The sequence below is a fragment of the Synechococcus sp. MU1617 genome, from assembly GCF_020514235.1.
Lineage (GTDB): Bacteria > Cyanobacteriota > Cyanobacteriia > PCC-6307 > Cyanobiaceae > Parasynechococcus.
Window position 1 is genome coordinate 145,423 of sequence record NZ_VTLB01000003.1, and the last position, 16,829, is coordinate 162,251.

Sequence of the window (16,829 nt, forward strand, 5' to 3'; positions counted from 1 at the left end):
CTCAGGGCACGGTGAAGTCAAGATGAGACTAGGGGGACTGGCGGCGATGGATCGATTGCAACAGCTGATCTTCTCTTTCTACAGGGAAGATCCTGAACTGCAGGACAGGCTGGAGCCGCTGCGGAGCTGTCGCATGCGTCGCAGCTGGGGCAGCATCCGCATCGAGTGCATCGACGATGCTCATCTCGAGGAATTGAGTGGTTTGGTCGCTGATCTGCGCTTGCCCTTGGCGGCCTTGGGGATGGGACGCCAGATCGTTTTGCGGGTTCAAGGGTCCCGTCAGCGGGCTTACCCCATGCACGTGCCGTTTCACACCGATCAGTTGGCCTGAGACGGCCACCACTTAATCTGAAGTTGTTTGATAAAGAAGCCTGTGCTTTCGGCCGGAGTTGATTCCACAGATCTCGCCAAGCGTGGCGAAAGCTTGATTCGACAATCAAGCAACCGTTATTTGACGACGGTGCGGATTGCCTTCCGGGCCAAACAGCGCCGCTTTGACGACTTTGATGGCCTGCTGGAAGAGTCCAGCGTCAAGCCTGTGCAGCGGGCCATCGTGGAATTGAGCGACGAGCAAGATCAGCCCGATCTGCTGCCTGGTTGATCAATCGGCTGTGATTCAGCAGGAGGGGGACGGTTGGCGGGTGTCGCGTGATCCCTCCCGTGGCAAATATTGCTTTCTTGTAGGAGGAGAACGCTGGGCGTTTGAGTTGACCGAACCGGAGTGGCGAGATCTGGTGGATCTCGTGGTGACCCTGGAGCAGCAGCACAGGGGTCTGGTTGACCAACTGATGCCAGAGGAATCGATTGAGCTTGAGCTGGATCGAGGCGTCTGGTGGGGGTGCTTGAGCGGTGATCGCAGCCAATGGGGGCTGCGCATTCTGCTCACTCCGCTGGAGGGGCGTGCTGCGGAGGGGGAATGGCCGGCCCCAGTGGCGGCGGCGGTCGTTGCGGCGTTGAGAACGTTGTGGGACTCACAGCATTGATTAATCCAGCTAATCGTTTTTGAATCATTGATTTCTCCCGACCTTTTCCTGCTGCTCTGCACAGCTTTTCCACAGGCCATGGGGCATGAGCGCCGTTGTGGTGGACTGCTGTGGAAATCTCTTGGTTGTTGTTGATTTCGCTTGACGCTGGCGGCAGGCTGCGCGGATCCGCCTAGGCCGGTGGTTGTGCCAGTGCAGGAGCGTCTTCCTGGCTGAAATCTCGTCTGGAGATTGATGAGAATGCCCCCGTTTGGGTGGTCCTTGACGGTGGGGCTGTGGTGTGGAGAACTAGTGTTCGTTTCGAAAAGAAAAAATGCCGGAAGGCCTTGAGCAAGCCGCGGCTGAGTCCAGTGTTGTGAGTTTCCAATCGGAAGTACCGCAGCCCCTTCAGCAGGCCATGACCCAGTTCATCGAGGGGCACCCGAACTGGGATCAATACCGTTTGGTTCAGGCGGCTCTTGCCGGCTTTCTGGTGCAGAACGGCCAAGCATCCCGTGAGATCACCCGGGTTTATGTCGGGAACATGTTCCGCCGGGAATCGCTGACCAATGGGGCTTGAGGCCGGCAGCAAGCCATCAGCACCAGGGCGCTGAAGGGGAGGCTGAGCAGCAGACCCAGGGTCGCCCCGATCAGCCCTAGAAGATTGAGCCCGAGCAGCATTCCCAGCAGCGCCAGCACCTTGAGCCCGTTGCGGTGCACCAGCTGGCGGCTGTGGTCCATCGCCTGAAGTGCTCGGCAGCGCTCGTGCACGAGTAGGGGTAATGCCAGGGTTTGGCTAAACAGCCAGCTCAGCAGCACCAATCCCCCAAGCAGCACGCTGAGGCCTGCCAGGGCTGTGCTCCAGCGTCCGAGCATCCAGCTCAACGACTGAATCAATCCGACGCCTCCCAGCACGAGAACCAGCTCAAGCAGTACCAGGGTGAAGGCCTGCCGCAGCAGCTGTCTCCAGCTCTGCTTTGGGCGATCGTCGCCTCGATCGGGGAGTAGGCCATCCGTGAGCCTTAGCAGGGCCAGGAGGGGCACGAGGGGAAGCACCAGGCTGATCAACACTGATAGGTCACCCAGTCGGTTCAACCATGGGGATCCCGCCAGGCGCAGGTCGTGACCGATCACCGCAGGGCCACTGGCGCTGATCAACACCAGTGCTGCGAAGCCAACACAACGCCAGGGCCCTCGGCTGAAGCCGATCCAGGCCCTTGGCAGCAGGGTGACCAGTGGGATCTCAGTGGAGCTGGCCAAGCCGTGAAAGGAGGTCGTTGGCGGTATCGGTGGGAACCGGAAGGATCGAGAGCCGGTTGCCGCGTTTGATCACGGGCAGCTGCTCTTCGCTGTAAAGCTCCCGCAGCTGGTCGAGACTGAGCAGAGCGTCGAATTCTCCGAGAAATCGCAGGCGTGCGCAGTCCCAGCGTGGTTTCTCAGGGGTTGATTTGGGGTCGTAATACTTGGCCGTGGGATCAAACTGAGTGGTGTCCACCAGGCCGGTCTCCATCACTTCCATCAGCCCGATGATCCCGGGCGGTTTGCAATTGGAGTGGTAAAAAAACGCCCGGTCGCCCGCCTCCATGCTTCGCATGAAATTGCGAGCCTGGTAATTGCGAATGCCATCCCAAAGTGTGCTGCCCTCGCGACGCAGGTCATCGATCCCGTACGCGTCGGGCTCGCTTTTCATCAACCAGAAGGCCACGTCACAAGGCTTGTCTCACCTCATCATCGGACCGTCAGGCCCAGGTGCATCTAATTGCGTTCGTTTGGTCTCAGGCGACGTCCAGCAGGGGTTGGATCAGGGAGCGGAAGTGCTCCCCTCTGGCCTCAAAATCCGGGTACTGATCAAAGCTTGCGCAGGCCGGTGACAGCAGCAGCGACGAGGCCTGATGCCGCTGCACGGCCGTTGCAGCCAGGCTGACGGCGCTTTCGAGCTCCAGGCACTGCAGCAGTTCTCCTGGGTATCCAGCAGCTTTGGCGAGGCTGGCCAGCTCGTTGGCCCCCGCACCGAACAGGATCAGGCAGCAGGCCTTGGTGTGCAGCTGCTTCAGCCATCCACTGGCATCGCCCTGTTTGGTCTGCCCCCCGGCCAGCGCCACGACGGGCTCCTGCACGGCCCGCAAGCCAACCTCAGCTGCGTCGTAATTGGTGGCTTTGCTGTCGTTGAACACTCTTGCTCCCGCCAAAGTGCCCAGGTGTTCAAGGCGGTGCGGCACGCCCGGAAACGTGCGCAAGGCGTCGGCGATCTGCTGGGGGGAGAGGCCGACCTCCAAGGCAGCAGCGGTCACCAGCAAGAGGTTTTGGCGGTTGTGGCGGCCCGGCATCGCCAGGGCATCAGCCGCAAACAATCTGGTGGCGTTGTTGCGCACCATGCCCTCTTCATCAATCCAGAGGTCGGCGGGCTGGCCATCCGGACGAGCTCCCTCACTGCTCACCCAGGTGCCGCGGTCCCAGCTGCTGCGTTGCTGGCGTAGGTCTGGATCATCGGCATTGAAGAGGGCGTACTCCGAGCGTTCGAGCAGCCCACGTTTAATGGCCCGATAGGCCTCCAGGCTGCCGTGGCGCTCGAGATGGTCGGGGGTCAGCGTGGTCCAGATGCCGATCTTGGGGGCCACAGCGGGCGCCGCCTCAATCTGGTAGCTGCTCAGTTCCATGATGAGCCAATCCGGCCGGGGAACGGCACCTGAGGCGATCTGGTAGGCCAGTTCAGCCGCGGACTGGCCCATGTTCCCCCCCATCGGTGCCATGAGGCCTGAGGCCTCCAACACGTGGCTGAGCAGATGCGTGACCGTGGTTTTGCCGTTGGTTCCTGTGATCCCGATCCAGGGGATCTGCTGAAGGGCATCCCAGGCCAGATCCATCTCGCCGCGCACTTGGACGCCTTCGGATCGCAGTTGGATCAGGGTTGGGTGATCCCAAGGAATTCCAGGGCCGATCACCACAGCGCCCAGGTTGTCTCGCCAGGCGTCAAAGCTCTCCAGGGTCAGGGGCTGCCCCAGGACCACCTGAATACCCTCTTCGGTGAGTGTTTTCGACGTGTGTTGGAGGGTTTCGTTATCGCCCCGTTCAAAAACAACAACATCGCGATTTTGCTGCTTGAGCAAACGAGCAGCCCCTAATCCTGAGCGACCCATGCCAACGACAATCGTGCGTGTCATCGCAAGGTCTGAAGTCCGAGAACGCAGTCCCAACTGGGAAAGTGGGCGATACTGGATTTGAACCAGTGACTCCTACAATGTCAATGTAGTGCTCTACCCCTGAGCTAATCGCCCGACCATCGATCAAGTTGAAATCTTGTGATTTCACCGACCGAGGCTGAACAGTAGCAGCTGGCGGGGGGCTCAACTCAGCTGCGGCGCAGTTCAACGCGCCAGCGCTCACGTTTGGTGTGGGTGAGCGAAAGCACCTCCACAGAGCCGCGATCCTGCAGCTGCAGCCGGTCGCCAACCACGAGTTCACGGCTGGCTTGACGCACGTTGCCCCAATTGAGCCGTAGACGCCCTGCTTTGACGTGGGTCACGATCTTGGCTCGGGACAGGCCGAATCCTGCCGATGCAATCGCATCCAGGCGACAGGAGGCCTCTACCGTTTGCAGGGTGCGAATGCTGCGTTGCACAGGGTGCTGCAACTGCTCCAAAGGACGGGATTCGCAGCGAATCTCCACCTCGCGCACGGCACCCAGGCGGCCATGCAGGGCTTCGGCAGCGCTGGGGGTGCAGATCCCTTGCCCGCCGCGATCGCCCCGCACCCAGAGATCGCCGATGCTGTCTGCTTCGACCCCCATGGCCTGCAACGCTTCGCGCAGGTCGTCAGGGGAGAGAGGGTCGAAGAGGAAATTACCCTCCATCAGCAGGCCTTGAACGGGGGGCTCTGAATCGGGGCTGTCATCCCGACGGTGGCAGAGCAGCCGGTGGCGTTCGGCGCCTGGATAGCCGCCATCACTCATCCAGGTCAATTCACTGAGGCTGCCCAGTCGAGCCAAGGCTTCCTCCCGCAGTGGCGCGCTGAGGAAGGGACTCCAGGACGGTTGCCATGTGCGCAGAACCTGCTCCGCCAGATCGAGCAGCACCGTCAGGCCTTCCCGGTTCTGGGCCCCTGCCAGCAGAGTCTCCCGAGGGAGCATCACAGGTCGTCGAGGCGAACCACTTGCTGTGGCCGCGACTTTTGAATCACCTGCCAGGGGGCTTCGATCCCATTGGGGGTTTCCAGCAGCACCAGCCAGCGTCCTTCGTCGCGGCGGTTGCGCAGGATCCGCACGCCTGCATCGTTGTCTGAATCCACGCTGGCGGCTGCGGCGTAGCTCCCCATCAGGCCGGAGCCCATGCCCAGCAGGCCGCCGATCAGAGTTTCACCCCAGGGGCCAAAGCTGGCGAAGGTGGTGAGGGTGGTGATCTTGGTGAAAGTGACCCCAGCGAGGAAACCAAACGGCATCAGCCAGCGGGCCATGCCCCGCTGCCGCTGTTGGCGGGTCAGGTTGGGGTTCAGCAGTGCGACTTTGTCGATGGCATCCCCATCAGGGGGGATCGTCAGGCACTTCAGCAACGGCAGATCGGTGTCCCGGAGCCGCTGGGTTAGGCCTTCCGCCGCAGGGGCGTCGGCCATCACCATCACACAGACGGGCATGGGGCATTCAGATCCAATGCGTTGAATTCTGAACCCTGTGCTTCGAACTGGAGGGGGTGGTGGATGTCGATCTCTACAGTTCACCGCGGCAGTTCTGCGCCTTTCGATGACGAAAGTTCTTGTCTCCGATCCGATCGACCAGGCCGGGATCGACCTCCTTGGCCAAGTGGCGCAGGTGGATCAGCGCACCGGCCTCTCAGAGGAGGAGCTGATCGGGATTATCGGTGAGTACGACGGATTGATGATCCGTTCCGGTACCCAGGTGACCGCAGCGGTGATCGCGGCGGCGAGCCGGCTCAAGATTATTGGCCGTGCGGGCGTCGGCGTCGACAATGTTGACGTCCCTGCTGCAACCCAGCGGGGTGTGCTGGTGGTGAATTCTCCCGAGGGCAACACCATTGCTGCAGCGGAGCACGCTCTGGCCATGATGCTGACCCTCTCTCGGCACATTCCCCAGGCCCATGGCGGCATGCGGGCCGGCAAGTGGGACCGCAAGAAGTACGTCGGCAACGAGCTCTACAAGAAGACACTGGGGGTGGTTGGTCTCGGCAAGATCGGTTCCCATGTCGCCCGTGTCGCCCAGGCCATGGGCATGGAGGTGATCGCCTATGACCCGTTCATCGCAACTGATCGCGCCCAACAGATGCAGGTGAAGCTTCTGGAGCTGGATGAGCTGTTCCGCACCGCCGACTACGTCACCCTGCATATCCCGCGCACCAAGGACACCGAGAACCTGGTGAATGCCGAGCTGTTGCGCACGATGAAGCCCACGGCGCGGATCGTGAACTGCGCCCGTGGCGGCGTGGTGGATGAGGCCGCGATCGCTGAAGCCATCGATAACGGTGTCATCGCTGGGGCGGGCCTTGATGTGTACGCAAGTGAGCCTCTGGCGGAAGACTCCCCCCTGCGGGCGGTGGAGCGTGGTCTGGTGCTGACGCCCCACCTCGGGGCATCAACGGAAGAGGCCCAGGAGAATGTGGCGATCGATGTGGCGGAGCAGATTCGTGACGTGCTGCTGGGTCTGCCGGCCCGCAGTGCGGTCAACATCCCCGGTCTCAGCGCCGAGATCATGGAGCGGCTCAAGCCCCATCTCCAGCTCGCCGAGACCGTGGGTTTGCTGGTCAGTCAGCTGGCCGGCGGTCATGTGAAGGAGATGGAACTGCGGTTGCAGGGTGAATTCGCCAGCCATCCCTCCCAGCCTCTGGTGATCGCAGCTCTGAAGGGGCTGCTGAGTGCTGGCCTCGGCGACAGCATCAACTTTGTGAATGCCTCTTTGGAGGCCAAGGCCCGCGGCATTCAGGTGCTGGAGGTGAAAGATGAGAGCAGCCGTGACTTCGCCGGCGGCTCGCTTCAAATCACCACCCGCGGCGATCAGGGCAGTCGCAGTGTGACCGGAGCTGTCTTTGCCGATGGCGATCTGCGCATCACCAGCATTGATGCCTTCCCGGTCAATGTGACGCCCAGTAGCCACATGCTGTTCACCAGACACCGGGACATGCCTGGCATCATTGGCCACCTGGGTTCTCTGCTGGGCGAACACAACGTCAACATCGCCTCCATGCAGGTGGGCCGCAAGATCGTGCGCGGTGATGCGGTGATGGTGCTCAGCATCGATGATCCGATCCCAGCAGATCTGCTGCAGACGATCACGGCCATCGAGGGCATCCAGGAAGCACACCCGGTCACGCTCTGATGTGGTGTCGTCTCACACTCCCGTGTCCTCCAGAGCTGGAGGAATCGCTGGTGTGGAAGCTGACGGATCTAGGGCTGCATCGCCATGCGGTGCAGCATGCGCCTGAAACGCCAGACCGCAAGACGCTGTTGGTCTGGCTCCCGAAGCCGGAGTGGCCGGAGCCGCAGCGGCGGGAGCTGATTGCCAGTCTGCAGCCGCTGGCGGAGCCCTTTGGTCTCAGCCTGCCCGATGGGCATTGGGACGATGTGGCCGATGAGGATTGGAGCCTGAGCTGGAAGCAGCACTGGCAGGCCGATCCTGTCGGTGCTGGGCTGTTGATCCTGCCGGCCTGGCTGGAGGTTCCGCCAGAACATGACGACCGGCTGGTGATCAAGATGGACCCGGGTAGTGCATTTGGCACAGGAAGCCACCCCACCACCCGGCTCTGCCTGGAAGCTTTGGAGCAGTCGCCTCCGGTGGCGTCGCTCGTGGCCGATCTGGGGTGCGGCAGCGGGGTGCTGGGCCTTGCTGCGCTGGGCTTGGGGGCGGAGGCAGTGGTGGCCGCTGACACCGATTCCCTGGCGGTGCGTGCCACGACCGACAACCGCGGCCTCAACGACCGATCGGAGGCTGAGCTGCAGGTGGCTCTTGGCTCTGTGGAGACACTGAGTGAGCTGCTCGCCCCCCGCCGCGCTGATCTACTCCTCTGCAACATCCTTGCTCCGGTGATTGAAGCCCTCTCCCCGGGTTTCGAGGGGCTGCTTCAGCCCGATGGGCGCGCTCTGCTCAGCGGGCTTCTGGTGGATCAGGCTCCGCGCCTGAAGCAGGTCCTGGGGGGATTGGGCTGGATGGTCACCGCTGAAGCGGAACAGGGCCGCTGGGGGCTGCTGGAGATCCGCCGCCGACAGGCCTAACTCCATAAGCCAGGCTTATCAGAGTGGGGTCTCCGATTGGTCCTCCTCCCCTGTGGCCCAGGAATCGTCAGGTTGAGCACCTATTTGCAGTAAAAATGTGGCGTTCTGCAGGACCGGATTGTCCGGAACCCTGTACGCATTCATCAATCATGGCTTCCTACAAGGTCACCCTGGTCTCCGAGAGCGAAGGTCTGAACAAGACCATCGAAGTACCTGACGACCAGTACATCCTCGACGCTGCTGAAGAGCAGGGCATCGACCTCCCCTACTCCTGCCGTGCTGGCGCTTGCTCCACCTGCGCCGGCAAGATCACCGCTGGCACTGTCGATCAGTCCGACCAGAGCTTCCTGGACGACGACCAGATCGAAGCTGGTTTCGTGCTGACCTGCGTCGCTTATCCCACCAGCGACTGCACCATCAAGACCCACGCCGAAGAAGAGCTCTATTGAGCCTCTGTCCTTCAACTGGACGTGTCCTCTGCCACCCCTTCGGGGGTGGTTTTTTTTGGTCTGGTCGTCTTCCATGCGTGTCCCTTGTTCTCTCCTGCCGTGAGCCGCCCCGAAGTCGACGATCTTCTGGAGCCCGGCAGCATTCACACCAGCCCCGGTGGTCAGTACAGCTTTCGTGTCATCGGTCCCTGTTGCCGGTTGTTCGATCGCGAAGAACTGCCCTGGCCCTGCTGTCGCCTGGCCTGGCGCAGCAAAGAGCCGAGCTGGCGACGGATCGGACGGCGGTTTGTGCCTGATCTGGCGGCCCGGCGCTGCCCTTCCTACGCGGTGGAACTGCTGCAGCCGGGTGGACGACCCACGCCCACGGTGCTGACCCTGTTCTCCGTTCGCTTCAGCCGGGATCTGCAGGAGTGGTGGTACAGCCGCCATCCCAATTCCATGGCACCTGAGCAGGTCAGTCCCCAACAAAAAGCCCCGACGACCTGAGGCCGCCGGGGACAAACAATTTCGATCAGTTGAGGATTGATCAGCAGGAGCTGATCAGAAGTAGATCTTGCCGCCACCCCAGGCACTGCCCTGAACTTTGGGCGACACCAGGATGTAGCCGGCCATCAGGCGCAGATCCTCATCATCGAGGTCGCGCATGGCGGGGTAGAGCTCAGCGTCGCGCATGCTCGGGTGCAGGTCAGCAATGCTGTACTCACCGTCATAGGAGGTGGGGTCTTTCATGTAATCGACCAGGGCCTCGACGTTGTCGCGGGCCGGGGTGGCCAAGGCCAGGGTCTCAGGATCCAACCCCACGTTTTGGTTGGTCTTGGTGATGCCACCGGCGTGGCAGGTGCCGCAGCTGGTGTTGAACACCTTGCGGCCAGCATCGATTTCGCGATCGCTGAAGGTCACCTCTGTGCCGGAGGGATCTGCCGGAACCGTCAGGGTCTCAGCGTCCCACTGGGCCGCCTGAGCCGGAGAGATAACGGCCAAACCGATCAGCACCGGGATGAGGACCAGAAGGCCCTTCAGGGACCGTCGCAAGGAAGAGAACACAGAGGCCATGAAGGTAAGGGGGTGTGACGCATTCACCGCACCAAGCTCTTGTATCACGGGGAAGTGACCCTCTGAGGCCGGATCACGAACTGTTGCAGCGTGGTTTGACGTCAATGCTCAGGAAGTCTTTGGCCAGCAGCGTGTTTGGGAAGATCGCCTTGGCCTCGTCCAATAGGTCTTGGGGCGTTACTGGGTTGCCTGGTACGTAGCGCGGGCTGAGGTGGGTCAGCACCAGTTGCCCCACACCGGCTTCAGCGGCCGTCTGGGCAGCCATGGTGCTGGTGGAGTGCTGTTTCTGGAACGCCATCTCCGCCTCTCCATGGGCAAAGGTGGATTCGTGGATCAGCAGGTCCGCCCCACGGGCAAGCTCCACGGCCGCCTCGCAGAACACGGTGTCGGTGCAATAGACGACGCTCACACCGGGCCGTTCCTCGCCGCAGAGGCTGGTGCCGTCGATGCTGCGACCGTCCTCAAGGGTCACCGTTTCACCCCGCTTCAACTGGGCGTAGATAGGCCCGGGCGGGATGTTCAGTTCCCGTGCTTTCTCAATGTCGAAGCGACCGGCCAGGGGCTTCTGTTCGATGCGATAGGCGTAGGCCGGCACACGGTGGGTGAGTGGGGTGCAGCGCACCGTGAAGTCGTCGTCCTCGAACAGCAGCGTGCCCTGCTCAGCTGCATCCCTGACCCGGTGGACGGTGAGGGGATAGCCGATGCGGGTGGAGCTTGTACGCAGCACACCGCTGAGGTAGCTCTCCAACGGGTCCGGCCCGTAGAGATCCACCCCTGCGGGGCTGCTGCCGGCGAGTCCGAGGCTGGCGAGGAGTCCTGGCAGGCCGAACACATGGTCGCCATGCATGTGGGTGATGAACACACGGCGCAGCTGCGACAGCCGCAGATCACTGCGCAAAAACTGATGTTGGGTGCCCTCGCCGCAGTCGAACAGCCACATCTCCGAGCGCTGCGGCAAGCGCAGAGCCACGGCTGAAACGTTGCGGGCCCGGGTGGGCACCCCAGAACTCGTGCCGAGAAAAGTGACCTGCAAGGCCGGTGCTCCTCAGGGCTCATGCTGCCATCTGGCTGAACCCAGGAACAGGCGGCACACTGGGACGCCCTTCGATCTCCAGCGTGCGCCGCGCCTTCGTTGCCGTCGGGCTGGTGCTCGTCGCTGTGATCGCTCCATCGCCGATGGCGCTGGCCCGCGGCCGCGAGCCGCAGATGCGCGTGTTGCTGCTGGAGAACAACCAGGTCAGCCTGCGCTCCGATGGAGCACAGCCGCTGCGGGTGCAGGGACTCCCTGGCGGCGTGCGACGGCCGCAGCGGCTGCAGCTCAGCCTCCGTGGAACCCGCCTGAGCGCCAGTGTGGATGGCCGATCGATGCTGCTGGCCCCCAGCACCCTGGTGACGGTGCAAAACGACGACCCACGGGGCATCTGGCTCGGGTCCCGTCGGTACCGCGGTGTGCTGCGCATCAGTGGCCGAGGCGGGAGTTTGCGGGTGGTCAACAGCCTGGGCGTCGAGACCTATCTGGCCAGTGTTGTCGGCAGCGAAATGCCCCACCGCTGGCCTCTGGCCGCCCTGCAGGCTCAGGCAGTGGCGGCCCGCACGTATGCCCTGAAACAACGCAGCCGCGGTGGTGCCTGGGATGTGAAGGCCACGGTGGCGAGTCAGGTATACCGCGGCGTGGAGTCGGAAACCCCGAGCACCCGGAAGGCGGTGGCCAGCACCCGTTCGCTGGTGCTCGTGCACGGTGGTCGCTTGATCGATGCTGTCTTTCACAGCAGTTCTGGTGGGGTGACCGAGGCGAGCGGGATGGTCTGGCGCCGTCAGTATCCCTATCTGGTCAGCGTCCCCGACCATGACCAGCACAGCCCGGTGCACCGCTGGGAACAATGGTTTGATCCGGCTGGGCTACGTCAGCGGCTGCCCGAAACCGGTGGGCTCCAGGCCGTTGAGGTGCTGAGTCGTTCAGGCAGCGGTCGCGTCCGCCAGGCCCGCGTGCGCGGCCCTGGCGGGTCACTGGTGCTCAGCGGCAGCGAGCTGCGCAAGCGGTTGGGTCTCAAAAGCACTCTGGTTAACTTTGAAATGGTGACGGGGAGGCAGCGCTCCCCTGTTGAGCGTCATGTGCGGCGGGTGAACGCAGCCGCCAGTGGTGGCTCCCGCATCGATCGGATCACGGCATCGGTGGCCCGCCAGAGGGGAGGACGCCCGCCCCTGTTGGCGGCCCCTCCGCCGTTGCTGGTCAGTAAGACCTCGGTGCGTCGTTGGTCCGCGGGCGGCCTTCAGCTGTTGGTGAAGGGCCAGGGCTATGGCCATGGCGTTGGCATGAGTCAGTGGGGAGCCCACGGTCTGGCGGAGCAGGGTGCCGACTTCCGCTCGATTCTTCAGCACTACTACCGCGGGGCTGAGGTCATTCCCTACCGGCCGCACCACGACCCATCGCTGGCGCTGAAGCCCCCAACGGAGCCACTCTGGAGAGACATGCCGATTTCGCCTTTTGGCACGGTTTCCCTGTCATCTGCAACGCCATTCCAGTGACACGGATCTCTGCGCTGTGCTGGCGGCCCATCTGGAGCGACATCTGCGCAGTTGGCAGGGGCCGGATCCCTTGAAGCCCTTGGGTCTGGCTACCGGCCGCACGATGGAGCCGCTGTATCGCACCCTGGTCGAACGGCTGCTGTCCTGGTCTGCCGATGAGCTGGAGGCCCTGCGCGGCCGATGGTGCAGTTTCAACCTGGACGAATACCTCGGACTCTCGGCGGAAGATCCCCGGGGCTACCGGGCCTACATGACCCACCACCTGGCTGCACCGTTGGGCTTGCCCGCCTCAGCGGTGCATCTTCCCGACAGCACTGCCGCTGACGGAGCGGCTGCTGCGCGGCGTTACGGCGAGCAGCTCAGCGGTTGTGGGGGCATCGGCCTGCAGCTTCTGGGGCTCGGCAGCAATGGTCATGTGGGTTTCAATGAGCCGCCTTGCCCTCCTGATCAGCACTGCCATGAGGTGGAGCTGACCTCTGCGACCCGGCAGCAGAACGCGGTGCTCTTCGATGGTCGCGTTGAGGCTGTTCCCCAGCGGGCCATCACCCTGGGCCTCTGGGAGATCCTCGAGGCCGCTGAAATTCATCTTGTGGTGACCGGCGCTGCCAAGGCCGGCATCCTCAAGCGGCTGCTGGCTTTAAGCGAGCCGGATCCTGCGCTGCCCGCCAGCTGGCTGCTGACCCATCCAAATGTCTGGCTCTGGTGCGATGCAGCGGCTTTAGCTTGAACGGCCTAAAGCAGTGGCGATGAGTATCGACCCCGTGGAACGGCGCCTTGAGCAGAGTTTTGAGGCGGAACGCTGGACGCGCTTCATTCAGGACTGCCAGGACCTGGAGCAGTTGCGCGAGATGGCCTTGGCTTTGGTACAGCAGTTGGCCCAGCAGAAGGCAGCCAGTGCCTGGATGGCAACCCGTGCCTCGGAATCGGAGAACGCCAAGTTGGAGATGCTGGCCCGGCTGATTCGTCAGCAACCCGATGGAACGGGGGAGGAGGCGGCCGGCCCCCCCTGAGGAATCCCGCCGCCGGTTGTGTCGGGTCTTCAGTGTTCCTTTTGCCAGCGGCTCAGGTGTGATGGGGAGAACTTGTGGCCGTGTTTGGCGCCGACCTTGACCACGCAGGAGTTGTCCTTGCCGCAGCGCTGCACCTCATCGCGTAGGGAGTCGTTGCTCTGCACCCGCGACATGAACGTCTCCAGCTGTTTCATGGACATGGCGATCCTCAAGAAGGGATGCCTTCGGCCTAGCGCTGGCATTGCCCTGGGCTCAGGGGCACAAGCTTTGGTGCGGATTTGCTGACGACAAACTTCAAGGAGGCTCAGTCGAGCTCCATCCCGTCGGCGAGATCGAGGTTGGCGCTGACGCTGCGCACATCGTCGAGCCCTTCGAGGGCGTCCAGCAGTTTCAGGCAGCTGCGGGCGATGTCGGGATCACTTACCGAAACGCTGGTCTGGGCGGACCAGTGATGGCCCCACTCCCGCACATCCCAGTCAGCACAGCGCAAGCCGTCCTGAAGGCTCTCCAAGGTCTCGAATGGACCATGCACCATCACAGCCCCGTCCAAGAGCTCATAGCCATCGGCGTCCAGCTCCAGGAGGCTTTCCAGCAGCCGTTCCTCGTCCTCGGGGCCGGCGTTCAGGATCACTTCGCTGCGGTGCTCAAACAGATAGGCCACGCAGCCGTTTTCCCCAAGGTTTCCCCCGTTCTTGCTGAAGGCCAGTCGTAGATCTGCAGCGGTGCGGTTGCGGTTGTCGGTGAGCGCCTCCACCAGCACTGCCATTCCGTTGGGGCCATAGCCCTCGTATCGCACCTCCTCCAGTTGAGCTCCATCACCCGCCTGTCCTGAACCTTTGGCGATGGCGCGATCGATGTTGGAAGCGGGAACTCCAGCGGCGCGGGCTTTGCTGATGGCCGTCCGCAACTGAAAATTCCCGGCGGGATCGGCTCCGGCACGGGCCGCCACCATGATTTCTCGCCCCAGCCGGGTGAACACCGCACCTCTTTTGGCGTCGATGACGGCCTTGGTGCGTTTGATCTGGGACCATTTGCTGTGGCCAGCCATCGCGTCAGGGCAGGGCGGGATGCGCTCGGAGAGTACAGACCGACAGGGTGGTTTCAGCCTGCTGCATCGAACACCACCTTGGGTCGCAACAGACCTTCGCTCTCGCGGTGGCCGATGCCGGCCATGCTCCCATCCGCGTTGCACACCACCACCGCCTCTCCAGCACCGGGATCCATCGCGATGCGACGGCCACAGCGCCAGTCGTTCTGTTCGGCTTCGCTGAGATCACGCCGGGGCAGGGCCCCCAGGGCCACAAGCGGGGACAGGGGATCGGGCGGCGCAGCATCTCGTTCCGGCAGCGGATGGGCCTGGTGTGCATGGAACCCCAGGGCCTGGGTGCGGCGCAGCGAGGCCAGACAGCCTCCACAGCCGATGCTGGCCCCCAGATCCCGGGCAATCGAGCGGATGTAGGTGCCAGCGGAGCAGTGCACCTCGAGGCTCAGCTGCCCCTGGGCCGCATCCCAGTGCAACAACTCCAGCCGGTGCACGGTGACGGCCCGCGGCGGAAGGTCCATGGCTTCACCGCGCCGGGCCCTGGCATGGGCCCGTTCGCCATCCACATGGACGGCGGAGACCTGTGGCGGACGCTGCTCAATCGCGCCACGGAACGCGTCCAGGCTGCTGTTGACCTCGGCCTCATTGAGGGAAGGCCAGTCCTGCTGCTCCAGCAGCTCTCCTTCCAGGTCGTCAGTGCTGGTGCGCCTGCCCAGTTGGACCACACCGGTGTAGGTCTTCTCCCCGGGGAGGTAGGGCAGCAATCGGGTGGCCGGCCCCAGGGCGATGGGGAGAACCCCGGTGACGGCAGGGTCGAGGGTGCCACCATGGCCCACGCGCTTGAGGCCGTAGCTGCGGCGCAGGCGGCTGACGCAGGCATGGGAGGTGAGGCCTGCGGGCTTGTCGATCACCACGAAGCCGAAGGGGCCGTTCACCGGAGCTGGAGCGGGATGCCCTGACTGTTGCATTCCGGCGGCTGCGTAGGTTGGCCGCGCCCTGAAGCCCATCCATGCCCCAGCTCCGCAGCAGCACGGATGTGGACGTCTCCGCTTTCCTGGCGGACGGTTTGGGCATCAAGCAACACCTCAGCCGTTATCTCGACCTGACGCTGGAACAGCTCGAGCAGCGTCTGCCCAGCAGCACCGACGACCTGGCGGACTTGCACCCGGGTGCGTTCCGGCCGGAGGACGCCACCGCCTTCTATGAGGACACGGTGGGAACGGGGCACCTGCTGGAGCTGGCGGCCTGGCATCTCTCCAGTGCGGACTACATCGCGGACACGCTGCGGCTTCAGGGCATGGCGGTGCAGGGCCAGGTGCTGGATTTCGGTGGTGGCATCGGCACCCATGCCCTCTCGGCTGCGGCGCTGCCGGGGGTCGATCACGTCTGGTTTGTTGATCTCAATCCCCACAACCAGGCTTTTGTTCAGCAACGGGCGCAAAGCCTGGGGCTGGCGGACAAGCTCTCGGTCCATCGCGACCTCAGCAGCACGGGCGATGTGCGTTTCGATGCGGTGGTCTGCCTCGATGTGCTGGAACACCTGCCGGATCCCTCGGCGCAGTTGCTGGAGTTTCACCAGCGGATGGCCCCCGGGGCCATCGCTCTTCTGAACTGGTACTTCTTCAAAGGGCATCAGGGCGAGTACCCCTTCCATTTCGATGATCCGGCCCTGGTGGATGGGTTTTTCCGCACCCTGCAGGTCCAGTTCCTGGAGGTGTTTCACCCCCTGTTGATCACGGCCCGGCTGTACCGGCGTTCCTGAGGCTGCGACAACAAAAGCTGCCAACAAAAAAGCCCCGGTGCCAGCTGGCACCGGGGCTTTGGATTGGTGTTGGCCTCGAAACTCAGATCGCTGCTGTGATGTTGATGCGCTTGCGGTTGCGCAGGCCGCGGCGGATCGATTCGAACTTCACGATCCCATCGGTCAGAGCAAACAGGGTGTCGTCCTTGCCTTTGCCGACATTGACGCCGGGCAGAACGGAGGTGCCGCGCTGGCGGATCAGGATGGATCCGGCGGTGACGGTTTCGCCGCCGTAGGCCTTCACACCCAGGCGTTTGGCGTTCGAGTCGCGGCCGTTACGGGTTGAGCCTGTGCCTTTTTTATGTGCCATGAGAAGAGATGCTGGTGGGGCGGTTGATGGAGCGAGGGGGGGAGGTCAGCTGATGGCCTTGCCGCCCACGGAGATGGACTCAACCATCACCCGGGTGAGTTCCTGCCGGTGACCATTCTTGCGGCGGGTTTTCTTTTTTGGGCGCATCTTGTAAACGATCACCTTGGGGCCGCGGCGATGGGCCATCACCTTGAGCGACACGGTGGCGTCTTTGACGTAGGGCTGGCCGAGGGTGGTGCCCTTGCCGTCCTTCACCAGGAGAACGTTCTCAAGCTTGATGGTGTCGTCCACCTCGGCCTGAAGCCGATCGATGTCGTAATAGCGGTTGGGCTGCAGCCAGATCTGGGTGCCCGACGCCTCAACGATGGCGTAGGTCCCGCTCTGTTCCGCGGCTGGTTTGGTGTCGGCCATAAGGTGAAAAGACGCGTTCAGGCTCGGCGAACCGATTTAGGCCTGACCCGCAA

The 16,829-nt window shown here is 63.1% G+C and carries 24 protein-coding genes and 1 tRNA gene; 12 read left to right on the top strand and 13 right to left on the bottom strand.

The window, feature by feature from the left end:
- Window positions 1-46 precede the first annotated feature (46 nt).
- The 4 genes from FZZ90_RS07930 to FZZ90_RS07945 all read left to right on the top strand — a co-directional run bounded on the left by FZZ90_RS07930 (window position 47) and on the right by FZZ90_RS07945 (window position 1,542).
- The gene (locus FZZ90_RS07930) at window positions 47-331 is read left to right on the top strand and encodes a hypothetical protein (protein WP_226401891.1); all 285 of its coding nucleotides are present in this window, start codon (window positions 47-49) and stop codon (window positions 329-331) included.
- A 42-nt stretch (window positions 332-373) separates the two neighbouring features.
- Window positions 374-601 (top strand): DNA-directed RNA polymerase subunit omega, encoded by a 228-nt coding sequence (locus tag FZZ90_RS07935; protein WP_186570564.1) that lies wholly within the window; start codon window positions 374-376, stop codon window positions 599-601.
- 10 nt (window positions 602-611) lie between these two features.
- A complete protein-coding gene (locus tag FZZ90_RS07940) occupies window positions 612-983 on the top strand; it encodes a DUF1818 family protein (RefSeq protein WP_226425168.1) in 372 nt (123 codons plus the stop codon).
- A 313-nt stretch (window positions 984-1,296) separates the two neighbouring features.
- Entirely contained in the window at window positions 1,297-1,542 is a 246-nt protein-coding gene (locus FZZ90_RS07945; protein ID WP_226425169.1) for a DUF2811 domain-containing protein, read from the top strand.
- Here the strand turns inward: FZZ90_RS07945 and FZZ90_RS07950 are convergent.
- From FZZ90_RS07950 to FZZ90_RS07975, 6 genes are all read right to left on the bottom strand, one after another.
- Complete coding sequence (locus FZZ90_RS07950; protein ID WP_226425170.1) at window positions 1,494-2,222, bottom strand: hypothetical protein; 729 nt, start codon at window positions 2,220-2,222, stop codon at window positions 1,494-1,496. The genes FZZ90_RS07945 and FZZ90_RS07950 overlap by 49 nt on opposite strands.
- Window positions 2,206-2,652, bottom strand: coding sequence for an EVE domain-containing protein (locus tag FZZ90_RS07955; protein WP_226425171.1), 447 nt, complete (start codon window positions 2,650-2,652; stop codon window positions 2,206-2,208). Before FZZ90_RS07955 ends, FZZ90_RS07950 begins: the two co-directional genes overlap by 17 nt.
- 85 nt (window positions 2,653-2,737) lie before the next feature.
- On the bottom strand, window positions 2,738-4,123 hold the full coding sequence (gene murD, locus FZZ90_RS07960; protein WP_226425172.1) for a UDP-N-acetylmuramoyl-L-alanine--D-glutamate ligase: 1,386 nt from the start codon (window positions 4,121-4,123) through the stop codon (window positions 2,738-2,740).
- Between the two features lie 42 nt (window positions 4,124-4,165).
- Window positions 4,166-4,237: transfer RNA gene (locus tag FZZ90_RS07965), tRNA-Val, on the bottom strand.
- A gap of 74 nt (window positions 4,238-4,311) precedes the next feature.
- Entirely contained in the window at window positions 4,312-5,088 is a 777-nt protein-coding gene (locus tag FZZ90_RS07970; RefSeq protein ID WP_226425173.1) for a photosystem II S4 domain protein, read from the bottom strand.
- Window positions 5,088-5,588, bottom strand: coding sequence for a hypothetical protein (locus FZZ90_RS07975; protein WP_114989480.1), 501 nt, complete (start codon window positions 5,586-5,588; stop codon window positions 5,088-5,090). Before FZZ90_RS07975 ends, FZZ90_RS07970 begins: the two co-directional genes overlap by 1 nt.
- Before the next feature lie 106 nt (window positions 5,589-5,694).
- Between FZZ90_RS07975 and serA the strand changes: the two genes are divergently transcribed.
- The 4 genes from serA to FZZ90_RS07995 all read left to right on the top strand — a co-directional run bounded on the left by serA (window position 5,695) and on the right by FZZ90_RS07995 (window position 9,109).
- The gene (gene serA / locus FZZ90_RS07980) at window positions 5,695-7,281 is read left to right on the top strand and encodes a phosphoglycerate dehydrogenase (RefSeq protein ID WP_226425174.1); all 1,587 of its coding nucleotides are present in this window, start codon (window positions 5,695-5,697) and stop codon (window positions 7,279-7,281) included.
- The gene (gene prmA, locus FZZ90_RS07985) at window positions 7,281-8,174 is read left to right on the top strand and encodes a 50S ribosomal protein L11 methyltransferase (RefSeq protein ID WP_226425175.1); all 894 of its coding nucleotides are present in this window, start codon (window positions 7,281-7,283) and stop codon (window positions 8,172-8,174) included. The genes serA and prmA overlap by 1 nt, the downstream gene beginning before the upstream one ends.
- Before the next feature lie 149 nt (window positions 8,175-8,323).
- Window positions 8,324-8,623, top strand: a complete 300-nt coding sequence (locus FZZ90_RS07990) for a ferredoxin (RefSeq protein ID WP_006043345.1) — start codon at window positions 8,324-8,326, stop codon at window positions 8,621-8,623.
- A gap of 99 nt (window positions 8,624-8,722) precedes the next feature.
- Window positions 8,723-9,109 (top strand): hypothetical protein, encoded by a 387-nt coding sequence (locus tag FZZ90_RS07995; protein WP_226401870.1) that lies wholly within the window; start codon window positions 8,723-8,725, stop codon window positions 9,107-9,109.
- A gap of 54 nt (window positions 9,110-9,163) precedes the next feature.
- Here the strand turns inward: FZZ90_RS07995 and psbV are convergent, their stop codons facing one another.
- On the bottom strand, window positions 9,164-9,676 hold the full coding sequence (gene psbV, locus FZZ90_RS08000; protein ID WP_226425176.1) for a photosystem II cytochrome c-550: 513 nt from the start codon (window positions 9,674-9,676) through the stop codon (window positions 9,164-9,166).
- Between the two features lie 73 nt (window positions 9,677-9,749).
- Entirely contained in the window at window positions 9,750-10,709 is a 960-nt protein-coding gene (gene rnz, locus FZZ90_RS08005) for a ribonuclease Z (RefSeq protein WP_226425177.1), read from the bottom strand.
- Window positions 10,710-10,714: 5 nt separating this feature from the next.
- Between rnz and FZZ90_RS08010 the strand changes: the two genes are divergently transcribed.
- From FZZ90_RS08010 to FZZ90_RS08020, 3 genes are read left to right on the top strand one after another with little or no spacing between them, the layout of a single operon-like run.
- Entirely contained in the window at window positions 10,715-12,202 is a 1,488-nt protein-coding gene (locus FZZ90_RS08010) for a SpoIID/LytB domain-containing protein (RefSeq protein WP_226425178.1), read from the top strand.
- The gene (locus FZZ90_RS08015; RefSeq protein WP_226425179.1) at window positions 12,162-12,929 is read left to right on the top strand and encodes a glucosamine-6-phosphate deaminase; all 768 of its coding nucleotides are present in this window, start codon (window positions 12,162-12,164) and stop codon (window positions 12,927-12,929) included. Before FZZ90_RS08010 ends, FZZ90_RS08015 begins: the two co-directional genes overlap by 41 nt.
- Window positions 12,930-12,948: 19 nt before the next feature.
- On the top strand, window positions 12,949-13,212 hold the full coding sequence (locus FZZ90_RS08020) for a hypothetical protein (RefSeq protein ID WP_226425180.1): 264 nt from the start codon (window positions 12,949-12,951) through the stop codon (window positions 13,210-13,212).
- Between the two features lie 29 nt (window positions 13,213-13,241).
- On the opposite strand, the gene FZZ90_RS08025 is transcribed toward FZZ90_RS08020, so the two are convergent.
- The 3 genes from FZZ90_RS08025 to truB form a co-directional block, all read right to left on the bottom strand.
- On the bottom strand, window positions 13,242-13,412 hold the full coding sequence (locus FZZ90_RS08025) for a Nif11 family protein (protein WP_186513834.1): 171 nt from the start codon (window positions 13,410-13,412) through the stop codon (window positions 13,242-13,244).
- 104 nt (window positions 13,413-13,516) lie between these two features.
- Window positions 13,517-14,260, bottom strand: coding sequence for a YebC/PmpR family DNA-binding transcriptional regulator (locus tag FZZ90_RS08030; RefSeq protein ID WP_226425181.1), 744 nt, complete (start codon window positions 14,258-14,260; stop codon window positions 13,517-13,519).
- Between the two features lie 53 nt (window positions 14,261-14,313).
- Window positions 14,314-15,222: a tRNA pseudouridine(55) synthase TruB gene (gene truB / locus FZZ90_RS08035; RefSeq protein WP_226425182.1), complete on the bottom strand. Its 909-nt coding sequence runs from the start codon at window positions 15,220-15,222 to the stop codon at window positions 14,314-14,316.
- Between the two features lie 41 nt (window positions 15,223-15,263).
- On the opposite strand from truB, the gene FZZ90_RS08040 reads away from it, so the two are divergent.
- Entirely contained in the window at window positions 15,264-16,016 is a 753-nt protein-coding gene (locus FZZ90_RS08040; protein WP_226425183.1) for a cyclopropane-fatty-acyl-phospholipid synthase family protein, read from the top strand.
- 82 nt (window positions 16,017-16,098) lie between these two features.
- On the opposite strand, the gene rpmA is transcribed toward FZZ90_RS08040, so the two are convergent.
- Complete coding sequence (gene rpmA / locus FZZ90_RS08045) at window positions 16,099-16,365, bottom strand: 50S ribosomal protein L27 (protein ID WP_226425184.1); 267 nt, start codon at window positions 16,363-16,365, stop codon at window positions 16,099-16,101.
- Window positions 16,366-16,410: 45 nt separating this feature from the next.
- On the bottom strand, window positions 16,411-16,776 hold the full coding sequence (gene rplU / locus FZZ90_RS08050) for a 50S ribosomal protein L21 (protein WP_011365073.1): 366 nt from the start codon (window positions 16,774-16,776) through the stop codon (window positions 16,411-16,413).
- Window positions 16,777-16,829: the final 53 nt, after the last annotated feature.